This is a genomic window from Silvimonas terrae, assembly GCF_014202765.1.
Classification (GTDB): Bacteria; Pseudomonadota; Gammaproteobacteria; order Burkholderiales; family Chitinibacteraceae; genus Silvimonas; species Silvimonas terrae.
In genome coordinates this window covers 64401-85500 of record NZ_JACHHN010000009.1, presented here as the reverse complement: position 1 = coordinate 85500, position 21100 = coordinate 64401, and the positions used below count along the sequence as shown (strand labels likewise).

The following is a 21100-nucleotide window of genomic DNA, read 5'->3' as shown; positions in this document are numbered from 1 at the left end:
GCAGGAGGTGGAGACGGATGGATGCGGATGCGTTATTCGGCTTGCCACTGATAACCAATCCCGCGCACGGTCTGGATCGGCGTCCGGCCATCCGGATAGTTACCCAGTTTTTGCCGCAGATTGCTCATATGCACATCCACGCTGCGGTCATAGCGCGTGAAGGGTCGCCCCAGCGCTTGTTCGCACAATTCATTCTTGTTGAGTACTTTGCCTTGCGCACGCAACAGCATTTCCAGCAGGTTGAACTCCGAGCTGGTCAGATCCAGCGGTATGCCATCCAGCTCTGCGCGCCGATAGGCCGGATGCAACTGCAAGGCGCCAGAGACCAGCGGAATGTTAAGGTCTTCTTCCGTGGTTTCCATATTGCCGGTGCGGCGCAAAATGGCGCGTAACCGCGCCACCAGTTCCCGTGGCTGACAGGGCTTGGGTACATAGTCATCCGCGCCCAGTTCCAGCCCGATAATGCGGTCAATGTCATCGCCCTTGGCGGTCAGCATGATCACGGGAATGCGGCTTTTCTCGCGGATTTGTCGCAATGTTTCAATGCCGCCCATGCGCGGCATCATGACATCGAGCACCATGATGGCGTATTTGCCCGACAACGCGGCGGCCACGCCGGCCTCGCCGTCATGCACGGCATCTGCCTCAAAGCCCTCGGTGCCGAGGTATTCCTTGAGCATGGTGCAAAGTTCGTTATCGTCGTCCACCAGCAAAATACGCATGATGTTTTCCCTGAGAGCTTATTGGTATCGCGGCCGGTCGTTTTTTCTCAACACGCCAGCCAGGCCGCAGAGGATAAACGCCGCAGGATCAAGATGTTTGTCGCTGCCAATTGCGCGTGATCCGGTTCACATCTTCGCCGATTTGGTACCCATAAACCAGTCAGAACCGGCCTCCTTTACGCAATCTTTGCACTTTGATAACCCACCTTTACCAAGTGGTCGCGCATAGTGAAATCACGCCACACGACAACGGCCAGCAACACAACGCCCCGGTCGTGAAATGGCTAAATCACATTATCTGGAGATCACCATGTTGAAGATTAAATACCTGATTGGCGCAGTTGTAGTCGCAGCCGGCTTTGCCGCTGCACCTGCCATGGCCGGCGGGCATGTATCGGTCAGCATCGGTCTGGGTCTGCCGGTTGCCGTTGCACCGGTGGTGGTGGCCCCGGCACCGGTCTACTACGCCCCGCCCGTGGTCGTGGCCCCTCGCCCGGTTTACTACGCACCACGTCCGGTTTATTACGCCCCGCGTCCGGTGTACGTCGCGCCACGCCCTGTTTACTACCGCCCGGCCCCGCAACACTGGGATAACCACCACGATAACGGCTGGCATGATGGCCGGCGCGGTTGATACCGCAAAACGGCGGTTGAAAAGGGCTGATACTTAACTTTACTTCATCTTTTCAATCGCTTGACACCACTTAACAAAGAGCCGCCGGATAATGCAAACATCGCCGGCAGAGTTCTGCCAGACCCGATAAAACACAAAGTTGTCTACAAAGGAGTGAACCATGTTCAAGACCCGCAACCTGCTGACCGCCCTGGTGGCCGCCGTGGCACTGGGTGGTGCCGTGACTGCCGCGTTTGCTGACGATGCCGCCGGCGGTAATCCGCCTCCGCCGCCGGGGCATCACATGCGCGGTGGCCCACATGGCCCGCACGATGGCTTTTTCTTCAAAGACCTGAATCTGACTGACGCGCAAAAAGCCCAGATCAAGCAATTGATGCAAGCCAACCGCGCCAACATGAAACAGGAAATGGACGGCATGCGTGCCTCGCACCAGCAAGAACAGGCTTTGTTGTTCTCGCCGGATTACAGCGACGCCAAGGCAGATCAACTGGCCCAGGCTGACGCCCAGCAAATGGTGGCTGGCCGCGCTGCCCGCATCAAGTTCCAGCATCAGCTCTACGCCGTGCTGACTCCGGCACAGCAGCAACAACTGCAAGCCAAGATGAAAGAGCGCGAAGCCAAAATGGAACAATGGCGCGCCAAGCACGACCAGAAGGGCGCTGCGCCTCAACAGTAAGCAGTGAGCCAGGGTGCCCGCTCAGGCGCCTTTAAGGCAAAACAAAAAAAGCCACGGCATTGACCGTGGCTTTTTCTTTGCGCTTTCTGCGATGAAGATCAGTGCGCCAGAATCTTCGACAAAAATGCCTGGGCACGCTCAGAGCGCGGGCTGCCGAAGAATTCATCCTTTTTGGCATCTTCAATGATCTGGCCGCGATCCATAAAGATCACGCGGTTAGCCACTTTGCGGGCAAAGCCCATTTCGTGGGTTACGCACATCATGGTCATGCCTTCTTTGGCCAGTTCCACCATGACATCCAGCACCTCGTTGATCATTTCCGGGTCCAGCGCGGAAGTCGGCTCATCGAACAGCATGGCGATCGGGTCCATGGCCAGCGCGCGGGCAATGGCGACACGTTGTTGCTGGCCCCCAGAGAGCTGACCCGGGTGCTTGTGCGCGTGCGCTTTCAGACCCACGCGGTCCAGCAGCTTCAGGCCTTTGTCGATCGCGGCATCCTTGCTGCGACCCAGGACCTTGATCTGCGCCAGCGCCAGGTTCTCGGTAATGGTCAGATGCGGGAACAGTTCAAAGTGCTGGAACACCATGCCCACACGGCTGCGCAGTTTGGGCAGGTTGGTTTTGGGATCGCCCACCGAAATGCCATCAACCGTAATGGTGCCTTGCTGGAAGCCTTCCAGACCGTTCACGCATTTGATGAGGGTGGATTTGCCGGAGCCCGACGGGCCGCAGACCACCACCACTTCACCTTTTTGTACTTCGGTAGAGCAATCGGTCAGCACCTGGAAGTCGCCGTACCATTTGCTGACGTTCTTGATGGAAATCATACGGTCATCCTTTTTTGCAGATGCTTCACCAGGCGCGAAGCGCTAAAGCTGATCACGAAATACACGGCACCGGCCAGCAAGATGTATTGCTGCAGTTCACCCGTGATATTGCCTTTGGAATAGGCCACGTTGAAGAAGTCGAGCACGCCCACGGCATAGACCAGTGATGTGTCCTGAAACAGGATGATCGACTGTTGCAGCAGCAGCGGCGTCATTTTACGGAATGCCTGCGGCAGCACCACCAGACGCATGGTCTGGCCATAGGTCATGCCCAGCGCATAAGCTGCGTTCATTTGTCCGCGAGAAATAGCCTGGATACCGGCCCGGACGATTTCGGCGTAATACGCAGCCTCAAACATGGTGAACGCCACCAGGCACGAGGTGAACGCGCCGATGGGGCGGTTGGTGCCGGTCACCCAGCCAATGATCAGCGGCACGGCAAAGTAGAACCACGAGATCACCATCAACAGGGGGATCGAGCGGAAATACGTCACATACGCGCCACCGAGAGCAGCCAGCACCTTGTTGTGCGACAAACGGGCCAGCGCCAGCAGCGTGCCCAGGATCATGCCGCCAAGAACGGCCATGATCAGCATCTGCAGGGTGACCTTCATGCCTTCCCACAAGCCGGGCAAAGAGCCTTGCAAATCAGAAAAATGCAGCATCTTATTTGCCTCCCAGCGCAATCAGACCTGGCACGCGCAGGCGTTTTTCCACCCAGCGCATGAAGAACATCAACAGCATGTTCACGGCGAAGTAAATCAGGGTGCCGACGGTATATGCTTCAAACTGGTTGGCGGTGAAGTCCACCAGTTGCTTGGTTTGCGCCAGCAGTTCCGGCAGCGCCACCAAAGACGCCACGGAAGAATTCTTGATGATGTTCAGAAATTCCGAGGTGAGCGGCGGAATAATGATACGGAATGCTTGCGGCAACAGCACGTGCCGATACACCTGCGCCAGCGGCAAACCCAGTGCCAGGCCGGCGTTGCTCTGACCCTTGGGCAAAGCCTGGATGCCGGTGCGCACTTGTTCACAGACGCGGGCAGCGGTAAACAGGCCCAGACAGACTGTCACGGTGATAAAGGCGTTGGTGACCGGCGAGATATCCTGCTTGAGCCAGTTGGACAAGTTATCGGGCAACCAGTCCGGGATCACGTAGTACCAGACAAACAGTTGCACCAGCAGCGGTACATTGCGGAACAGGTCTACATAGGCGCCGGCAATGCGCGAGGCGATCTTGCCAGGCAGCGAGCGCATAACGCCCAGCACGGTGCCCAGAACGAGTGCGATCACCCATGCTGACAGCGCCACGCCCAGCGTCATCATCAAACCGGAAACAAACCAGTTCAGATAAATTTCGCTGCCGACCCCGGTGGGCTTGAAAAAGACGCCCCAGTCCCAGTGGTAATGCATGTTGTATCCCCCTTGTACGCTGGAGCGATTGACCGCAACCGGTTGGCCCTGTGGATTGCAAGCTGCCCACATGACTGCGCTGGTTCCGGTCAAGCGCCCTTATCCGTAGAAGGGGCCTGAACAGATTCAGGCCCCACGGCGCGTACTGGTTTCTTTATGACAAAAAAGGGGGCGATTTGCCCCCTTTGTGCGGGAGTAGAACGGTTACATCTGCTCCGCCGACTTGTCAGTCGGGTTGGCAATCAGTTGCTTGAGTTCATCACTCATCGGGAAATTCAGATTCAGACCCTTGGGCGGAATCGGTTGCTGGAACCACTTGGTGTACATCTTGTTGACTTCACCAGACTTGTAAGTGGCCTTCAACGCATCATCGACCACTTTCTTGAATTGCGGGTCTTCACGGCGCATGGAGCAACCGTAGATCTCGTACGATTGCGGCTTGCCGACGATGGTCCAGTCAGACGGGCTCTTGGCCTTGGCCATTTCGCCAGCCAGCAGCGCGTCATCCATCATGAACGCCACAGCGCGGCCCGATTCCAGCATCAGGAACGACTCGCCGTGATCCTTGGCGCTGATGATGTTCATGTTCATTTTCTTGTCGACATTCATGGCCTTCAGGAGGCGCTCTGAAGTCGTACCGGCCGTGGTCACCACGTTCTTGCCCGCCAGATCAGAGAAATCCTTGATGCCGGACTTCTTGCTCACAAGGATACGGGTGCCGATTTCAAACATGCCGACCGAGAAAGCCACTTGTTTCTGGCGTTCTACGTTGTTGGTGGTAGAGCCGCACTCAAAGTCCACCGTGCCATTGGTCACCAGCGGAATACGGGTCTGGGATGTCACCAGGTTATAACGCACGTTCAGGTTGGGCATGTTCAACGTCTTTTTGACGTTATCCACAATCTTGGCGGCCAGGTCCATGGCGTAACCAACCGGCTTTTGCTGGTTGTCGTAGTACGCAAACGGAATGGAAGAATCACGGACGCCGACGACGATCTCGCCGCTTTCCTTGACCTTCTTGAGGGTGCCGGTCAGTTCTTCGGCGTGGGCAAGGGACATGCTACACAGGGCAGCAAGGGCAAGCGCGGCGGGCACAAGTTTGAACATTTTATTCTCCACTGACTGTGAGGGGTTATGACGGCAGTATAGGGACGCATTGTTTCAAACGCCCTTGGTGATATCCCTGAATTGCAAGCGGGTTTGCAGCGTTACGCGAACACAGTTTCTTTTGGTCTTGATATAGCTGCAACTTGCGGATTTTACTAATAAAAACCAGAAGGGCCGGTGGTTGGCCGGCCCCGTAGAAGTGCGTGAGCGCACCTTAGCCGTGCATGGGGGCAAGGATCTGCCGCAGGAACTGGCGCGTGCGCTCGTGTTGCGGGTTCTGGAAGAATGTCTCGGGCGCACCTTGTTCGAGCATCTCGCCGTGATCAAGGAAAATTACCCGGTCAGCCACTTCACGGGCAAAGCCCATTTCGTGCGTAACAACCATCATGGTCATGCCAGATTCAGCCAAACCCTGCATCACTTTAAGCACTTCGCCAATCATTTCCGGGTCCAGCGCGCTGGTCGGCTCATCAAACAACATGACTTTGGGTTGCATGGCCAGCCCGCGGGCAATGGCCACGCGCTGTTGCTGGCCGCCGGACAACTGGCTGGGGTAGGCGTCACGCTTGTGTGCCAGGCCGACACGCTCCAGCAGTTCCATCGCGCGCTGGTTGGCATCGGCCTCACTCATCTTGCGCACGCGGATGGGCGCCAGGGTGATGTTCTCGACGACCGACAAATGCGGGTACAGATTGAAGTGCTGGAACACAAAACCAACTTCTTCGCGCAGGCGGTTGATATTGGTTTTGGGGTTGTTGACCTGAATACCGTCGACCCAGATTTCGCCATCATTGATGGCTTCCAGCTGGTTGATGGTGCGGATCAGGGTGGATTTGCCCGAACCGGACGGCCCGCAGACCACCACCACCTCGCCCGTTTTGACTTCAAGACTGATGTTCTTGAGCACGTGGTGATCGCGGCCATACCATTTGTTGACCTGGTTGAAGCGGATCATGGTGCTGTCTTCAGCGTTCATTGGTGATGCCCGGTTGGATAATCTGTGCAGGACCACCGTCCTGCCGCTTGGCGAAGTCTCTGAATTTACGACAATCAGTCTGTTTTGACCACGCGGGTTATCGCTTACGCCTCGTCCTGAGCGCGCTGTGCAAACAGCCAGTTGGCAAGGCGCACAAATTGCTCGACCGTGATCTGTTCCGGACGTTGGGCCGGGTCGATGCCCAGCGCGATCAATTGCGCATCGTCGACCACACCCCGCAGATTGTTGCGCAGGGTTTTGCGGCGCGCGGCAAAAGCGGTCTGGACCAGTTTTTCCAGCGTCGGCATGTCATCGACCGGCCACGGCGGCGTCGGCCAGGGGATCATGCGGATGACGGCAGAATCTACCTTGGGCGGCGGGTAGAACGCGCCCGGCGGGACGTCCAGCATGTATTCGGTGGCAAAGCGCACCTGCAACATGATGGAAAGCCGACCGTAATCGGCGGTGCCCGGTTCGGCGGCAATGCGCTCGACTACTTCTTTTTGCAGCATGAAGTGCATGTCGGCAATGCTGCTGCCAAACTCGGCCAGATGGAACAACAGCGGCGTCGAGATGTTGTACGGCAGGTTGCCCACCAGGCGAATGCGCGAGCCGGGCGCGATTTCCCGCGCCAGTGCGCCAAAATCAAACTGTAATGCATCCACATTGTGGATGGTCAGTTGTTCTGGTTTGAAGCGCTGTGTGAGGTGGCTGACGATATCACGGTCGATTTCCACCACGTGCAAATGCCCGGCCCGCGTCATCAGGGGTTCGGTCAGCGCGGCCAGACCCGGGCCGATTTCCACCACCGGCTCGCCCGGGCGCGGGTCGACGCAGTTGACGATGTCGTAGATCACGCCCTGATCTTGCAGAAAATTCTGCCCGAAGCGTTTACGTGGAATATGGCCCATGAGGTGCGGTTACCTGAATGCTTGATGGATGCAATGCCCGGCAGCGCCGGCTGGCGGTACCAGCAGGCCCGGCCAGGCTTGCGTTTGATTATGCGACAGCGCGGCTTTTTGCGTGCGCGAGTTCAATGGCCAGTTGCGTGGCGGCGACGAGGCTGCCGACATCGGCCTTGCCCGTGCCGGCCAGATCCAGCGCGGTGCCGTGATCGACCGAGGTGCGGATGATCGGCAGGCCCAGCGTGACGTTGATGCCGCTGCCAAAACTGGCGAACTTGAGCACCGGCAAACCCTGGTCGTGGTACATGGCCAGTACGGCGTCGCCGCGCTGCAATTGAGTCGGGTTGAACAGGGTATCGGCCGGCAGCGGGCCGATCAGCATCATGCCCTCGGCGCGCAGGGCGTCCAGTGTGGGCGTGATGATGTCGATTTCTTCATGCCCCAGGTGCCCGGACTCCCCGGCGTGCGGATTCAGGCCGGCGACCAGGATGCGCGGGGTGGCAATGCCAAACTTGTGCTTGAGGTCCGCGTGCAGAATGCGCAGCGTTTCAGTCAGGCTTTGTGCGGTAATCGCGGCCGGGACATCTTTGAGTGGCAGATGGGTGGTGGCCAGCGCCACCCGCATCTGCTCGCAGGTCAACATCATCACCACGCGCGGGGTGTGGGTGCGTTCAGCCAGATATTCGGTATGGCCGTAAAAGAACTGGCCGCTCTGGCTGGTTTGGCCTTCGTTGATCACGCCCTTGTGCAGCGGGGCGGTGACGATAGCGGCAAATTCACCCGCCAGGCAGCCGTCCACCGCGCGGTCCAGCAGATCAAGCACGTGCTGGGCGTTGCGGGTGTCCAGCTTGCCCGCCGTTACCGGTGCTGCCGCCGGGATATGCAATACCGAGACCGGTGCAACGGTATCCGGCGTATAAGCCGGCCAGTGGCCGGCGCTGCCGACACACGCGGCGCGTGCCTGCAAGACATCCTGGTCACCCAGCAGCACCAGCTGTGCCGGCAAATTCATCTGCCCCAGCGCAGCGAGCAATTCCGGACCGATGCCGGCGGGCTCGCCACTGGTGACTGCAATGCGGGGCAGCGTACCCATACTGCTTATTCGTCTTTCAGGCGGATATCAACGTAAGCGGTATCACGCAGCTGACGCGCCCAGTTTTCGTACTGTTCGTCAGCGCGGCGCTTGCGCAGTTCATTGCGCACGGTCAGGCGTTCACGGTCTTCGGTGACGTCCTGATCACGACGCTCCAGCACCTGGATCAAGTGATAGCCAAACTGGGTGTGGATGACCTCGCTCAGATCGTTCGGCTTGAGGGCGTTCATGGCTTGTTCGAACTCGGGCACGGTTTCGCCCGGGTTGATCCAGCCCAGATCGCCACCCTTGTTGGCACTGCCATCTTCCGAGAAGGCGCGGGCCATGTCTTCGAATTTGGCGCCTTGCAGGATACGGTCACGAATCTGGCTCAGCTTGGCCTTGGCTTCGTTTTCAGAAACCAGCTCGGTCGGACGAATCAGGATGTGGCGCACATGCGTTTGCTGCACCACCTGATGGTCTTCCTGCTTGCGTACTTCCATCAGCTTGACCAGTTCAAACCCGGCCGGGCTGCGGATGATGTCGGTCAGTTGGCCCGGTTGCAGCTGGGCCAGCAAATTCACCATTTGCTCCGGCAGGCTACCAGCGGGATACCAACCCAGCTGACCACCTTCGGTGGCGTCTTTGGCGGTGGAGTACTGCGCGGCAACGGTACCGAAGTCCTGGCCGGAGTTGATGGCCTGGCGGGCGGCGACAATCTTGGCGCGGCGTGCCTGCACTTCATCCGGCGTGGCGTTTTCCGGTACGGAAATCTGGATGTGTGCCAGACGGTATTCCATCTGCGGTTTGTTGGCGTTGAGCTTGAGGTATTCGTTGACTTCCGCGTCAGTGACCACCACGCGGTTGTCCACTTCACGCTGGCGCAGGCGCTGCAGGATCATTTCGGTGCGGATTTCGCGACGGAATTGATCCCAGGCAATCCCTTGTTCGGTCAGGGCTTTACGAAAATCCGGCAGCGAGAGTTTGTTCTGCTTGGCCAGCGCGGCGGTGGCCTGGTCCAGTTGGGCATCGTCGACTTTCATGCCGGTCGATGTCGCAAACTGGATTTGTACCTGCTCGTTGACCATGCGCTCCAGCACCTGGCGTTGCAGCACGTCGGTCGGCGGCTCCGGGATATTCTGTTGTTTCAGGTTCTGTTTGACCTGAACGACGCGGGCGGCCAGTTCGTTGGCCGTAATGACGTCGCGATTGACCACAGCGACGATGCGGTCCACGGTCTGGACCTCGACTGCGCTGGACAGGGGTGCAGCAACAGCACACACCAGTGCCAGCAGCGCAAAAGTAGAGCTCAGCTTCATAAAGGCTATCACTTGTTAGAACTACCAGAAATGTCGGAGTAACCCGGAATTGCCGTCCGCAGCGCAGAGGTCGGGTTGGTACCCAAACCACCCAGCGCGCCCAGTTGAAGCAGCACATAGTACGTGTTGCTGGTGCCGCCGTCAGTGGTGACGTAGCGTTGCGCGGCCAACTGGAGACCCCAGCAGCCCGCATTGTATTGAACCCCGGCCAGCGTATCCAGAAAACGGTTGGGGTCTGATTTGATCAGTGAGTAGTTGACATGGCCAATGCCATACCAGCCTGAAGAGATCGGCCATTGGCCTGACAGATCAATCTGTTTGATGTAGGGCGCGGTGTACGTGCTGTAGATGTAACGCAGGTTGAGCACCTTGGCCACATCCGGCCGCCACGACAGATTGAACGAGTTGTACGTGGTCGTATGATCTTGCAGGTTGTACTGGATTTCATACTGCGCATTGAGCTTGCGGATGACTTCACCGCCCAGTGACACCAGCAGGTCAGATTTGCTGCTATTGGGCAGGTCGGAGGTATCCAGCGAGACACGCGGGCTTTGGAAATAAAAACGCTGGCCAATGGTCGCGTTCAGCCGCTCGATCCCCGTTTCTGACTCAAAAATCCGCGAGGTCAGCGCGACGGTGATCTGGTTGGCGTCGTTGATCCGGTCGTTACCGGTGTAGCGGTTTTCCGAGAACATCTGCGAGTACGAGAAGTCCGTCAGCGCCGAATCGAAATTGGGCAGGTTGGACTGATCTTTGTACGGGATATACAGGTAGTACGCGCGCGGCTCCAGGGTCTGGGTAAAGCTGTCGCCCTGAATATCGAGATCGCGCTCAAATACCAGCCCGCTATCCAGGCTCATGATCGGCAGGACGCGGTTTTCGCTACCCTCGCTGGTGCCATCCGGGGCAGAAAGCTGGTAGTTGGTGGCATGGACGCCAATCTTGGGCGTGATAAAACTGTACGAGGTCAGGAACGGGACCGACACGCTGGGGTAAACCCAGGTGCGGTAGCCGTTGGTTTCGCTCGGATGCGTAAAGTTGGTGAATTCTGCCTGGACGTTGGTCTGGATCTTGCCATCCAGGAAGGTCGGGGCAGTATTGAAATCAATCTGCGGCGACAGCGCATACGGAATGGCAATCGGGTTGACCGTGCTTTGCAGGGTCTGATAGTGCAGCCAGTCTACCGAGGTGTTCCAGCCATCGCCGTTGTAGCTCAGCACACCCTGGCGGGGCAGGTTGGTCTGGGATGCAACGGCCGCGCGGTCACCGAAGTCGTTGAAGAAGTTGTCGTCCGAGACCTTTTCGATATCCAGCGACAGGTGCAGGCGATCGGTCAGTGCTTGCGAGTGCTTCCAGAAAATATCGTAGCGGCTCATGTCCGCTTCTTTGTCTTGCAGCCCGTCCGTGCGCAAAATGCCGCTGTAGGTCGGTTCCAGATACCGGAACTCGGCCCCCACCATCATCCCCCGACGGCTGAAATAGCGCGGGTAGAAGGTGGCGTCCATATTGGGCGCGATATTCCAGTAATACGGAATGGTCAGGTCCAGACCATTCCGGTTATTCAAGGCCAGCGCCGGCGCCAGAAAGCCCGACTGCCGTGCATCGCTCAACGGGAAGTTGATATACGGCATGTACAGGATCGGCGTGTCTTTGAACTCGATCCAGGCGTTGGTGGCCTCGCCTTTGTTCGTGTTGTAGTCCAGCCACATATTGTTGGCGTGGATGTACCAACTGTCGTTATCGACCGGGCAGGTGGTGAAGCGGCTTTTTTGCAGGTGATAAATCTTGTCACCTTCAAACAGCAGCGTCACGGCGTTACCCCGCCCCAGCCCCTGGGCGATCTGGTAGTCGGGATCGGACATCGTCCCTTCCTTGCGATCCATGAAGTAGTCCAGCTCGTGACCCTTCATGACGTCGCCCTGATGCTCCATGCGAACGTTGTCGCCTGCTTTCAGGTGCTGATCGGTCTGGTTATAGGTCGCCCAGTCGGCGTAATAGTATTCATCGCCCTTGGTGATCTGCACATCACCGGTGGCTTTGGCGTTGTCTGGTTGCTGGCCTTCGATGTGGTCGGCCTCAATGGAAACGGGCACATCTTCTTGCGTCTGGCCGCTTTCGGCAGCATTGGCAAGGGCGCTGACCAGCGCCAGCATCAGGACGGAGCAACGATAGGGAGGAATGGCAAACATGCGGGCCAGGGCGACGTGCTGATAGAATTGCCGGATTCTACCGCAATGCAGTCCCTATCATGCAGCAAACCGTTCACATTGCCGCGCCCGGTACCCCGGAGCGCGCTGACCAGATCAATGCCTGGCTCCAAAAGGTCACGCTGACTACGCCGCAAAGCCTGAAACCGGGCGGCTCCGACGCCAGCGTGCGCGTCTATTGGCGCGCCACCTGGCCGGATCGCACACTGATCGTCATGGATGCCGATCCGCAGGCCTTTAACGTCCAGCCTTTTCTGGCGATTGGCCAGCAACTGGCTGCGGGCGGCATCAAGGTGCCTGCCGTTATTGCGCACGATGAAACCCTGGGCCTGACCTTGCTCGATGATCTGGGCGACGTGTTGCTGGCCGATCTGTTGACCGATGAAACAGCGGCCAAAGCCTGGTATTTGCGCGCCATCGACACCCTGGTGGATATCCAGAAAGGCATGGCGTTTGAGCATTTACCTGCATTTGATGCCAGTTTCTTGCGCCGCGAAATGGAAATCGGCCGGGAGTGGTATCTGGGCAAATACCTGGGGGCAGAACTGGAAGGCAAGACCTTGCAGACCTGGGAGCGCACCACGGCGCTGATCGTGGCCCAGTGCTTGTCGCAGCCACAGGGTTTCATGCTGCGCGACTATCACTCGCGCAACTTGATGGTCAAAAACGATGATCTTTATGTGATCGACTTCCAGGACGCGGTCAAAGGCCCGTTGTGCTACGACGTGGTCAGCCTGTTCCGGGATGCGTATATCGAGTGGGACGAAGGCTTTGTGCTGGACCTGGTGATCCGTTATTGGGAAAAAGCCCGTGCGGCCGGTATACCGGTCAACGACGATTTCGGTAGTTTTTACAAAGCGTTCGAGTGGCAAGGCCTGCAACGTCATCTGAAGGTGCTGGGCCTGTTCGCCCGCCTGCATCTGCGCGATGGCAAAGACCGCTACCTGAATGATCTGCCACGCGTGCTGGGTTATATGCGCAAGGTATGCCAGCGCTATGACGAACTCACCGGGCTGTATCGCATTCTGCTCAACGCCCAGGGCGAAAAGATCGACAGCGGTTTTACGTTCTGATGTGAGGCGTGAGGAGAGAGGTGTGAGGCGAAGAGCCAAACCCGCAGCGCTCTTCGGTTTTACGCCTCACCCCTTACACCTCACAGCGAGCATTCATGCGAGCAATGATCCTGGCGGCCGGGCGCGGCGAGCGCATGCGGCCGCTGACCGATACCTGCCCCAAACCCCTGCTGGACGTCGGTGGCAAGCCGTTGATCGTCTGGCACATCGAAAAACTGGCTGCCGCCGGTGTGACCGATCTGGTGATCAATCATGCCTGGTTGGGGCAGCGGGTGGAAGAAACGCTGGGCGATGGCCGCCAGTGGGGCGTGCATATCCGTTATTCCCCAGAAAGTACCGCGCTGGAAACCGCAGGCGGCATCGCCCATGCGCTGCCTTTGCTGGGTGACGCGCCCTTTATGGTCATCAATGGCGATATCTTTACCGACTATGACTTTGCCCAACTGCGCCCGGTGATGGCCCGGATGGCACAAAACGCGGAATGCAGCGGTCATCTGGTGCTGATGCCCAAGGCCGATTACCCCACCGGACGGGATCTGGCGGTAGACACTGCGGGCTATGCCAAAGCGGCGGGGGCCGGGGATGTGCCCATGACCTTTGCTGGCATCGCCGTCTATACCCCGGCTTTTTTTGCGGAGGTGCCGCAAGATCAGCCCTCACCCCTGTTGCCGCATTTTTTGCGCGCCATGACCGCCCGGCAGATGACCGCAGAGGTCTTTACCGGCCAATGGCTGGATGTCGGGACGGTGGAACGGCTGGCTGCCGCCAATGATCTGGTGCGATCCGGGGGCTGATCCGGTGCTGGATGGGCCAGGCCAGCGGCCAAATCGACTGGCTGTCGGTAAAACTGCCTGATTTTGCACAGTATTATTCACTTAGCATGCTTAAATGCCATTGGTATTGTGATGGCTATCGAAAGCAATCAGGTGGAGGTGCGTCATGCAAGTCGGCTCAGTAACCCAGGCAAGCAATCTGCAATCATTGCAACAGTCGCGCAGTACGACGCCAACGCCCGCTAACACCAACAGTGCGACCCAGCTACCGGCGGATACCGGCAGCGCCACGCAATTGCCGGCCACTGGCAACATCTCCGGGCAGACACGCAACCAGCTTTCCGATACCCAGAAAGACATCGCCAGTACGCTGTACCTGTCCAAAACGGCCGAAACCAATATGAAGATTTATATGGCTGTGGCCGCAGACCAGTCCGCCACCACGACCGGCAGCACCACCTGGACTGTGCAACCGGATAGTAGCAATAACCTCAACATCATCATTCCCGGCGCCAACGGCCAGTCACAAACGCTGCCATACGCACCTGGCAGCGTGCTCAATACCAGCGCCTGATTCTGCCCGCGCCGTATCCTGGCGTCTGACGAACCACCCGACAGCGCACCGGTCAGAACCGGGCGCTGTTTTGTTTTTGGCCACCGACAAGCCCCGCGCTTTATCAGTTCCCCGCCAAATCCTGCATTGTTTTTTGCTGCGTCGCACCGTAATCTGAAAGTCCTGTCAGATCACGGAGTTACCATGTCCACACGTGCATTGTTGCAAGATCAGACAGCCCGTCTGAATACACTGCAACGCGATCTGCGCCATGCTTTCGACCCGTTTGGCCTTGTTGCCACCACGCTCAAGGCGCAGCAGGCCTGGCTCACTCATCCGGCCGAACTGACGGGTGCACTGGCCTTCTGGTACGACGATTTCAAACGCTGGGGGGATTACACCTGGCGACGCTGGCAAGGGCAGCCGGTGGATGACGTGTTTGCTGCGCATCCGGATGACGCCCGCTTTGCCGACGCCGACTGGACCGATCACCCAGCCTGGGACAGCCTCAAAGAGTGGTATCTCTTCAATACCCGCTGGCTGCAGGACTCCTTGTTCGCCACGCCGGGGTTGTCTCAGGGCGAACGCAATCGCTCTGCGTTCTGGTTGCGCCAATGGCTGAATGCCATCGCCCCCAACAATTATTTTTTCCTTAACCCGGTGGCCATGGCCAAAGCGCTGGAAACGCGGGGTGAATCACTCGTCAAAGGGTTGGAGAATCTGGCGCGGGACGCCCAGCGCGGTGAAATCGCCATGACCGATCCGGATGCCTTCAAGGTGGGCGAGAACCTGGCGCTGACGCCGGGAGCCGTGGTTTATCGCGGGCCGTTGCTGGAAGTCATCCATTACGATGCCGTCACGCCGGACGTGTACAAAATCCCGCTGGTGATCGTGCCGCCCTGGATCAACAAGTATTACGTGCTGGATCTGGATGCCAAAAAAAGCATGGTCAAATATCTGACCGAACAGGGCTTTTCGGTATTCATCGCCAGTTGGGTCAATCCCGGTCCGGATGCGGCCGAGGTCGGTTTTGATGATTACATCGTTGATGGCATCGACCAGATTGTGGAAGTGGCGCGTTCCATTTCCGGCAGCGATAGCGTCAACCTGACCGGTTACTGTATCGGCGGCACGCTGGTGGCAACTTACCTGGCCTGGCTGGCCAAAAGCGGGCAGGCCGGCAAGATCAACAGCGCGACGCTGCTGACGTCGCTCACGGATTTTTCCAAACCCGGCGATATCGACATCTTTCTGGATGAAGAGGGCCTGGCGTTTGTCGAGCGCACCATTGCGCAGAAGGGTTATCTGGATGGCCGCGAGATGGCCGCCAGTTTCCGCATGCTGCGACCCAACAGCCTGGTGTGGAATTACTGGGTCAGCAACTATCTGCTGGGCGAAACCCCCATGGCGTTCGACGTGCTGTACTGGAACATGGACACCACGCGCATGCCGCAGAAGATGCACTGCTATTACTTGCGGGAGTTCTATTTCCACAACCGGCTGATTCAGTCAGACGTGCTGACCATTGCCGGCCAGCCCATCGATCTTTCCCGCATCGAAACACCGTTGTTTATGGTGTCCACCGAAGAAGACCACATTGCACCCTGGCAGCAAACCTGGGCGTTGACGCGGCTGGCGAAGGGGCCAGTGACATTTACCCTCTCCAGTTCCGGGCATATTCTGGGCATTGTCAATCCGCCCACTCCGACTTCCAAACGCACCTACCGGCAGGCCGGTGTCACGCGGGGTCAGGCGCCAGACGACTGGGTCAAAGATCTGCAAAAGGTCGCAGGCTCCTGGTGGCCGTCCTGGGTGCAATGGCTGCAACCTGTCAGCGGCAACAAGGTCAAACCCAAGCTTTCCAACCGCCAATACCCGCGCATTGGGGCGGCACCCGGTCAATATGTAATGGAATGACCTTATGTCTGGGCGGCCAAATGCCGGAAACACCGTTCAACCGGCTGGGAAAACGCCGTAAAACGACCCGTTCTGGTGCGTCTGGCCGTCTGATTTGCCGCTTTGGGCCTTTGTGTTTAAAACGTAACGAGAATTGCATGGGCTACGGGTTGTCCCCAGGGGCATGACTCGGGGATAATGTCGGCCAGTGCGAAGGCGCGTAACGAACCGTTCGCGCTCATTTCATTTCCACAACTCGAAGCTGTTTCGAATCTATTACGAGAGGAATTCTCATATGGCAACGCGTGCCGATCTCGCCAATGCCATCCGCGCTCTGGCGATGGATGCTGTTCAAAAAGCCAACTCCGGTCACCCGGGCATGCCCATGGGCATGGCGGAAATCGCAGTGGCCTTGTGGGGCGAAGGCAACTATCGCCACAACCCGCAGAACCCGCACTGGGCTAACCGCGATCGCTTCATCCTCTCCAACGGCCACGGCTCCATGCTGCAGTACGCACTGCTGCATCTGACCGGCTACAACCTGTCGATCGAACAACTCAAGCAGTTCCGCCAACTGCACAGCCAGACCCCGGGCCACCCGGAATACGGCTACACCGAAGGCATTGAAACCACCACTGGCCCGCTGGGTCAGGGTATTGCCAACGCCGTGGGTTTTGCACTGGCTGAAAAACTGCTGGGTCAAGAATTCAACCGTCCGGGTTTCAACGTGGTTGACCACCGCACCTGGGTATTCCTGGGCGACGGTTGCATGATGGAAGGCGTGAGCCACGAAGCGTGTGCACTGGCCGCGACCTGGGGCCTGAACAAGCTGGTTGCCTTCTGGGATGACAACAACATCTCCATCGACGGCCACACCGACAAGTGGTTTACCGAAGACATCCCGGGCCGTTTCGAAGCCTACGGCTGGCACGTGATCCGCCCGATCGACGGCCACAGCGTTGAAGCCGTGCTCAAGGCCATCGAAGAAGCCAAGACCATCACTGATCGCCCGACCCTGATCTGCTGCAAGACCATCATCGGCAAGGGTTCGCCGAACAAGGCCGACAGCCACGACAGCCACGGCTCCCCGCTGGGCGACGCTGAAATTGCCGCTACCCGCGCAGCCATTGGCTGGAACCACGGCCCGTTCGAAATTCCCGCCGACGTGTACGCAGGCTGGGACAAGAAAGAAGCTGGCGAAAAGTGGGAATCCTCCTGGAACCAGCTGTACCGCGAATACAGCAAGACCCACCCGGAACTGGCTGCCGAGTTTGAACGCCGTAACGCTGGCCGTCTGACCGCAGACTGGGCGCAAGTGGTGAAGACCGCTGTGGCTGAAGCCAACAGCAAGGCTGAAACCATTGCTACCCGCAAGGCGTCGCAAAACGCCCTGAACGCGTTCGTGCCGAACCTGCCGGAAATGCTGGGTGGTTCCGCTGACTTGACCGGTTCCAACCTGACCAACGTCAAGGCCAGCGTGCAGCTGACCCGCGAGGCAGACAACAGCCTGTCCGGTAACTACATCAGCTACGGCGTGCGCGAGTTCGGTATGAGCGCCATCATGAACGGTATCTTGCTGCACGGCGGTCTGCGTCCGTATGGCGCTACCTTCCTGATGTTCAGCGAATACGCCCGCAATGCGCTGCGTATGGCTGCCCTGATGAAGATTCCGCAACTGTTCGTGTTCACGCATGACTCGATCGGTGTAGGCGAAGACGGCCCGACTCACCAACCGGTGGAGCAAACCGCAACCCTGCGTTACATCCCGAACATGAACGTATGGCGTCCGGCCGACACCGTGGAAAGCATGGTGGCGTGGGCTCATTCCATTGAAGAGACCAAGACCCCGTCGACCCTGATCTTCACCCGTCAGAACCTGCAATTCCAGACGCGTACTGAAGAACAGATCGCCAACATCAACAAGGGTGGTTACGTGCTGCGTGATGCGGCCAACCCGAAGGTTGTGTTCATTGCCACCGGTTCTGAACTGGATCTGGCCGTGAAGGCGCACGAAGCTCTGGCTGCCGAAGGCGTTGCATCGCGCGTGGTGTCCATGCCGTCGACCAACGTGTTCGACAAGCAAGACAAGGCTTATCAAGCCAGCGTCCTGCCGGCTGGTGTGCCGCGTCTGGCGATCGAAGTGGGCGTGTCCGACTTCTGGCGCAAGTATGTGGGTCTGGAAGGCGACGTGCTGGGTATGGACCGTTTCGGCGAATCCGCTCCGGCTCCGCTGCTGTTCAAGGAGTTTGGCTTCACGGTTGAAAACGCCGTGGCCAAGGCCAAGGCCATCATCAAGTAAGCCGTACCTTCATTGCCACATTCATGTGGTCATGAAAAAAACGGGCACCTGCGGGTGCCCGTTTTTCTTTGTGCGGGCTCGTATAATCCTGACTGTGAAAACCCCGTTCTCTTCTTCCCGCCGCACTTTGCTGCTGGCGCTGTTGTGCGCGTTGCTGGCTCACGGATGCCTGTTGCTTTGGCGCGGCTGGCTGGCGCGTGGTGTGCCGCCGGCAGCGGTGGTGTCGGTGCGACTGGTGAACACCAGCGAGGCCGCGGTCACCGCTACCCCAGCCGTTCAGGCCGCACCCGCGCCCACCCACCAGGCGCCAAAACCGCCGGGCGCGCATCCACCGGCGCTGGCGACACCGCGTCAGGCACCGGCGACGAACCCGACCTTGAGCGCCAGCGCCACAACCGGTGATGCGCCGGCCTCCGCACCCACAGAGCATGGCGATCACGGCGCGGGCACGCTGAACAGCGCTGCGGCAGCGTCTGGCAACCCGGCCGGGAACGCCGAGCCCGGCCCTGACAAACCGGCACGCATCCTGGCGTCGCCACAGCCGGCATTGCCCGAGGCCGCCCGCAAGCGCGGTGAAACGGGAACGGTGATCTTGCGTATCCGGGTGAATGAACAGGGTGGGGCACAGGTGAACGTGGCGCAAACCAGCGGCTCGGTCAGGCTGGATGACGCGGCCCGCATGACTGTAGAGCAAAGCTGGCGTTTTGCCCCAGCCATGCAGGCTGGGCACCGGGTAGCCGGAGAGATTATCCAGCCGGTGGAGTTCAGGCTGACGGATTGATGAGAAGTGAGGAGGGGAGACTGGCATACCCAAACCTCGTCATTCCTGCGCAAGCAGGAATCCAGTAGGCCCGCCGCAGGTGGGCGTTCCCTGGCAAACCACTTTCAGGTGCTTGCGGCACGAATGTGTACACCTGGATTCCGGCCTTCGCCGGAATGACGACGTAGTGGTGCAGACCATCTCCAAATCCCTTGCCCAAGGCAAACAATCCATGTGGCATACGCCAGCCCACACCAGATGCCATGTTAAACTGCGCATCTTTCTGTCCGGCCCCGGGTCTCTTTCATGCTCAAGCTTTCCATTAACGGCCAGCCGCGCGAGTTTGCTGCCGTGCTGACAGTGGCTGATCTGGTGCAGGAACTGTCACTGACCGGCAAGCGCGTGGCCATTGAACGCAATGGCGAGATCGTGCCGCGCAGCACCTTTGCCGAGACATCGCTGGCCAATGGCGATGCACTAGAGATCGTTGTCGCCGTGGGTGGCGGTTGATTCACGCGCTACCTGACATTCTTTCCCGCTTTACCCGTTCTTCATTTCTTTGCGAGGTTACTCATGTCCGATATTTTCCAGATTGCCGGCAAAACTTATTCATCGCGTCTGCTGGTGGGTACGGGTAAATACAAGGACTTTGACGAGACTCGCGAAGCCATTGAAGCCTCCGGCGCCGAGATCATCACCGTGGCGATTCGTCGCGTAAACATCGGCCAGGACCCCAGCCAGCCGTCCTTGCTGGATGCCGTACCGCCCAGCAAATACACCTATCTGCCCAACACCGCCGGTTGCTACTCGGCCGATGACGCCGTGCGCACGCTGCGCCTGGCGCGGGAACTGCTGGATGGGCACAAGCTGGTGAAGCTGGAGGTGCTGGGCGACTCTTCCACGCTCTACCCCAACGTGCGCGAAACCCTCAAGGCCGCGGAAACCCTGGTGAAAGACGGGTTCGACGTCATGGTCTACACCTCGGACGATCCGATTATTGCCAAAGAACTGGAACAGATTGGCTGCGTGGCGGTGATGCCGCTGGCCTCGCTCATTGGTTCGGGCATGGGTATCCTCAATCCGTGGAATCTGCGGCTGATTATCGAAAACGCCAAGGTCCCGGTGCTGGTCGATGCGGGTGTGGGTACGGCCAGCGATGCGGCGATTGCCATGGAGCTGGGTTGCGATGGCGTGTTGATGAATACCGCCATTGCCGGTGCCAAAGACCCGGTGCGCATGGCGCGTGCCATGAACCTGGCGGTTCAAGCCGGGCGCGAATCCTTCCTCGCCGGCCGCATGCCGCGCAAACTGTACAGCGCTGACCCGTCCAGCCCGATTTCCGGCCTGATCGGGGCCAAGTAATGGCGCTGAACGTCCGTTACGCAGCGCTGGATGATCTGGACGCCGTAGCACCGCTGTTTGATGACTACCGCGTGTTCTATCAACTGGCGTCTGATCCGTCACTGGCCCGCCACTATCTGGCAGAAAGGCTGTCCAGACTGCAAAGCGTGGTGTTGCTGGCAGAACTGGATGGCGCCGCGGTGGGTTTCATTCAGTTGTATCCGGGCTTTTGTTCGCTGGCCGCTGCCCCGTTCTGGTTGCTCAATGATTTGTACGTCAGCCCGGCAGCGCGGGGTCATGGCGTGGCGCGGGCGTTGATGGAGAAAGCGCGGGAGCACGCACTGGCAACGGGGGCAGACCGGCTGGATTTGTCCACTGCCCATACCAACACCACGGCGCAGGCCTTGTACGAGTCCCTGGGCTACCAGCTGGACCAGACCTACCGCTATTACAGCCTGCCGCTGGCCCGTTGATCCGGGGCTGGTCTGGCGCAAAGCGGCTTCTGGCTTTAACATGCCCCCAGTTTGGCAAAACGCCGCACGGTTTG

The 21100-nt window shown here is 58.8% G+C and carries 21 protein-coding genes; 11 read left to right on the top strand and 10 right to left on the bottom strand.

Translation table 11 applies throughout. The features are described 5' to 3' along the window. Nucleotides 1-32: 32 nt before the first annotated feature. Nucleotides 33-725: a response regulator gene (locus HNQ50_RS18425; protein ID WP_308419186.1), complete on the bottom strand. Its 693-nt coding sequence runs from the start codon at nucleotides 723-725 to the stop codon at nucleotides 33-35. 307 nt (nucleotides 726-1032) lie between these two features. Between HNQ50_RS18425 and HNQ50_RS18420 the strand changes: the two genes are divergently transcribed. Together HNQ50_RS18420 and HNQ50_RS18415 are read left to right on the top strand one after the other, a co-directional pair. Then, entirely contained in the window at nucleotides 1033-1356 is a 324-nt protein-coding gene (locus tag HNQ50_RS18420; protein WP_184102686.1) for a hypothetical protein, read from the top strand. Between the two features lie 160 nt (nucleotides 1357-1516). Then, a complete protein-coding gene (locus tag HNQ50_RS18415; RefSeq protein ID WP_184102685.1) occupies nucleotides 1517-2032 on the top strand; it encodes a Spy/CpxP family protein refolding chaperone in 516 nt (171 codons plus the stop codon). A gap of 98 nt (nucleotides 2033-2130) precedes the next feature. On the opposite strand, the gene HNQ50_RS18410 is transcribed toward HNQ50_RS18415, so the two are convergent. The 9 genes from HNQ50_RS18410 to HNQ50_RS18370 all read right to left on the bottom strand — a co-directional run bounded on the left by HNQ50_RS18410 (nucleotide 2131) and on the right by HNQ50_RS18370 (nucleotide 11840). Then, entirely contained in the window at nucleotides 2131-2859 is a 729-nt protein-coding gene (locus tag HNQ50_RS18410; RefSeq protein WP_184102684.1) for an amino acid ABC transporter ATP-binding protein, read from the bottom strand. After that, complete coding sequence (locus tag HNQ50_RS18405) at nucleotides 2856-3524, bottom strand: amino acid ABC transporter permease (protein ID WP_184102683.1); 669 nt, start codon at nucleotides 3522-3524, stop codon at nucleotides 2856-2858. Before HNQ50_RS18405 ends, HNQ50_RS18410 begins: the two co-directional genes overlap by 4 nt. A gap of 1 nt (nucleotide 3525) precedes the next feature. Then, entirely contained in the window at nucleotides 3526-4272 is a 747-nt protein-coding gene (locus tag HNQ50_RS18400; RefSeq protein WP_184102682.1) for an amino acid ABC transporter permease, read from the bottom strand. A 204-nt stretch (nucleotides 4273-4476) separates the two neighbouring features. Beyond that, nucleotides 4477-5379: a glutamate/aspartate ABC transporter substrate-binding protein gene (locus HNQ50_RS18395; protein ID WP_184102681.1), complete on the bottom strand. Its 903-nt coding sequence runs from the start codon at nucleotides 5377-5379 to the stop codon at nucleotides 4477-4479. Nucleotides 5380-5593: 214 nt separating this feature from the next. Continuing rightward, nucleotides 5594-6334 (bottom strand): amino acid ABC transporter ATP-binding protein, encoded by a 741-nt coding sequence (locus HNQ50_RS18390; protein WP_184102825.1) that lies wholly within the window; start codon nucleotides 6332-6334, stop codon nucleotides 5594-5596. 125 nt (nucleotides 6335-6459) lie between these two features. Further along, nucleotides 6460-7266 carry a 16S rRNA (adenine(1518)-N(6)/adenine(1519)-N(6))-dimethyltransferase RsmA gene (gene rsmA / locus HNQ50_RS18385; protein WP_184102680.1) on the bottom strand — a complete coding sequence of 269 codons (807 nt, stop codon included), beginning with the start codon at nucleotides 7264-7266 and terminating at the stop codon, nucleotides 6460-6462. 88 nt (nucleotides 7267-7354) lie between these two features. Continuing rightward, complete coding sequence (pdxA, locus tag HNQ50_RS18380; RefSeq protein ID WP_184102679.1) at nucleotides 7355-8353, bottom strand: 4-hydroxythreonine-4-phosphate dehydrogenase PdxA; 999 nt, start codon at nucleotides 8351-8353, stop codon at nucleotides 7355-7357. 5 nt (nucleotides 8354-8358) lie between these two features. Further along, a complete protein-coding gene (locus HNQ50_RS18375) occupies nucleotides 8359-9651 on the bottom strand; it encodes a peptidylprolyl isomerase (RefSeq protein WP_184102678.1) in 1293 nt (430 codons plus the stop codon). 8 nt (nucleotides 9652-9659) lie between these two features. Further along, entirely contained in the window at nucleotides 9660-11840 is a 2181-nt protein-coding gene (locus tag HNQ50_RS18370; RefSeq protein WP_184102677.1) for an LPS-assembly protein LptD, read from the bottom strand. Nucleotides 11841-11899: 59 nt separating this feature from the next. Here HNQ50_RS18370 and HNQ50_RS18365 point away from each other — a divergent pair, with 59 nt between their 5' ends. From HNQ50_RS18365 to HNQ50_RS18325, 9 genes are all read left to right on the top strand, one after another. Then, nucleotides 11900-12931, top strand: coding sequence for an aminoglycoside phosphotransferase family protein (locus tag HNQ50_RS18365; RefSeq protein ID WP_184102676.1), 1032 nt, complete (start codon nucleotides 11900-11902; stop codon nucleotides 12929-12931). Nucleotides 12932-13026: 95 nt separating this feature from the next. Continuing rightward, nucleotides 13027-13725 (top strand): N-acetylmuramate alpha-1-phosphate uridylyltransferase MurU, encoded by a 699-nt coding sequence (gene murU / locus HNQ50_RS18360; RefSeq protein WP_184102675.1) that lies wholly within the window; start codon nucleotides 13027-13029, stop codon nucleotides 13723-13725. 145 nt (nucleotides 13726-13870) lie between these two features. After that, nucleotides 13871-14278: a hypothetical protein gene (locus tag HNQ50_RS18355; protein WP_184102674.1), complete on the top strand. Its 408-nt coding sequence runs from the start codon at nucleotides 13871-13873 to the stop codon at nucleotides 14276-14278. Between the two features lie 183 nt (nucleotides 14279-14461). Beyond that, nucleotides 14462-16174: a PHA/PHB synthase family protein gene (locus tag HNQ50_RS18350; RefSeq protein ID WP_184102673.1), complete on the top strand. Its 1713-nt coding sequence runs from the start codon at nucleotides 14462-14464 to the stop codon at nucleotides 16172-16174. A 274-nt stretch (nucleotides 16175-16448) separates the two neighbouring features. Continuing rightward, nucleotides 16449-18452 carry a transketolase gene (gene tkt / locus HNQ50_RS18345; protein ID WP_184102672.1) on the top strand — a complete coding sequence of 668 codons (2004 nt, stop codon included), beginning with the start codon at nucleotides 16449-16451 and terminating at the stop codon, nucleotides 18450-18452. A 70-nt stretch (nucleotides 18453-18522) separates the two neighbouring features. After that, nucleotides 18523-19233 (top strand): energy transducer TonB, encoded by a 711-nt coding sequence (locus tag HNQ50_RS18340; RefSeq protein ID WP_184102671.1) that lies wholly within the window; start codon nucleotides 18523-18525, stop codon nucleotides 19231-19233. Between the two features lie 285 nt (nucleotides 19234-19518). Continuing rightward, entirely contained in the window at nucleotides 19519-19722 is a 204-nt protein-coding gene (gene thiS / locus HNQ50_RS18335) for a sulfur carrier protein ThiS (protein WP_184102670.1), read from the top strand. 63 nt (nucleotides 19723-19785) lie between these two features. Next, on the top strand, nucleotides 19786-20574 hold the full coding sequence (locus HNQ50_RS18330) for a thiazole synthase (protein ID WP_184102669.1): 789 nt from the start codon (nucleotides 19786-19788) through the stop codon (nucleotides 20572-20574). Continuing rightward, complete coding sequence (locus HNQ50_RS18325; protein WP_184102668.1) at nucleotides 20574-21026, top strand: GNAT family N-acetyltransferase; 453 nt, start codon at nucleotides 20574-20576, stop codon at nucleotides 21024-21026. Before HNQ50_RS18330 ends, HNQ50_RS18325 begins: the two co-directional genes overlap by 1 nt. Nucleotides 21027-21100: the final 74 nt, after the last annotated feature.

Bases quoted from the DNA above. Each gene is read 5' to 3' on its own strand.
- HNQ50_RS18420 (WP_184102686.1), top strand. From the start codon at position 1,033: ATGTTGAAGATTAAATACCTGATTGGCGCAGTTGTAGTCGCAGCCGGC.
- HNQ50_RS18415 (WP_184102685.1), top strand. From the start codon at position 1,517: ATGTTCAAGACCCGCAACCTGCTGACCGCCCTGGTGGCCGCCGTGGCA.
- HNQ50_RS18410 (WP_184102684.1), bottom strand. From the start codon at position 2,859: ATGATTTCCATCAAGAACGTCAGCAAATGGTACGGCGACTTCCAGGTG.
- HNQ50_RS18405 (WP_184102683.1), bottom strand. From the start codon at position 3,524: ATGCTGCATTTTTCTGATTTGCAAGGCTCTTTGCCCGGCTTGTGGGAA.
- HNQ50_RS18400 (WP_184102682.1), bottom strand. From the start codon at position 4,272: ATGCATTACCACTGGGACTGGGGCGTCTTTTTCAAGCCCACCGGGGTC.
- HNQ50_RS18395 (WP_184102681.1), bottom strand. From the start codon at position 5,379: ATGTTCAAACTTGTGCCCGCCGCGCTTGCCCTTGCTGCCCTGTGTAGC.
- HNQ50_RS18390 (WP_184102825.1), bottom strand. From the start codon at position 6,334: ATGATCCGCTTCAACCAGGTCAACAAATGGTATGGCCGCGATCACCAC.
- rsmA (WP_184102680.1), bottom strand. From the start codon at position 7,266: ATGGGCCATATTCCACGTAAACGCTTCGGGCAGAATTTTCTGCAAGAT.
- pdxA (WP_184102679.1), bottom strand. From the start codon at position 8,353: ATGGGTACGCTGCCCCGCATTGCAGTCACCAGTGGCGAGCCCGCCGGC.
- HNQ50_RS18375 (WP_184102678.1), bottom strand. From the start codon at position 9,651: ATGAAGCTGAGCTCTACTTTTGCGCTGCTGGCACTGGTGTGTGCTGTT.
- HNQ50_RS18370 (WP_184102677.1), bottom strand. From the start codon at position 11,840: ATGTTTGCCATTCCTCCCTATCGTTGCTCCGTCCTGATGCTGGCGCTG.
- HNQ50_RS18365 (WP_184102676.1), top strand. From the start codon at position 11,900: ATGCAGCAAACCGTTCACATTGCCGCGCCCGGTACCCCGGAGCGCGCT.
- murU (WP_184102675.1), top strand. From the start codon at position 13,027: ATGCGAGCAATGATCCTGGCGGCCGGGCGCGGCGAGCGCATGCGGCCG.
- HNQ50_RS18355 (WP_184102674.1), top strand. From the start codon at position 13,871: ATGCAAGTCGGCTCAGTAACCCAGGCAAGCAATCTGCAATCATTGCAA.
- HNQ50_RS18350 (WP_184102673.1), top strand. From the start codon at position 14,462: ATGTCCACACGTGCATTGTTGCAAGATCAGACAGCCCGTCTGAATACA.
- tkt (WP_184102672.1), top strand. From the start codon at position 16,449: ATGGCAACGCGTGCCGATCTCGCCAATGCCATCCGCGCTCTGGCGATG.
- thiS (WP_184102670.1), top strand. From the start codon at position 19,519: ATGCTCAAGCTTTCCATTAACGGCCAGCCGCGCGAGTTTGCTGCCGTG.
- HNQ50_RS18330 (WP_184102669.1), top strand. From the start codon at position 19,786: ATGTCCGATATTTTCCAGATTGCCGGCAAAACTTATTCATCGCGTCTG.
- HNQ50_RS18325 (WP_184102668.1), top strand. From the start codon at position 20,574: ATGGCGCTGAACGTCCGTTACGCAGCGCTGGATGATCTGGACGCCGTA.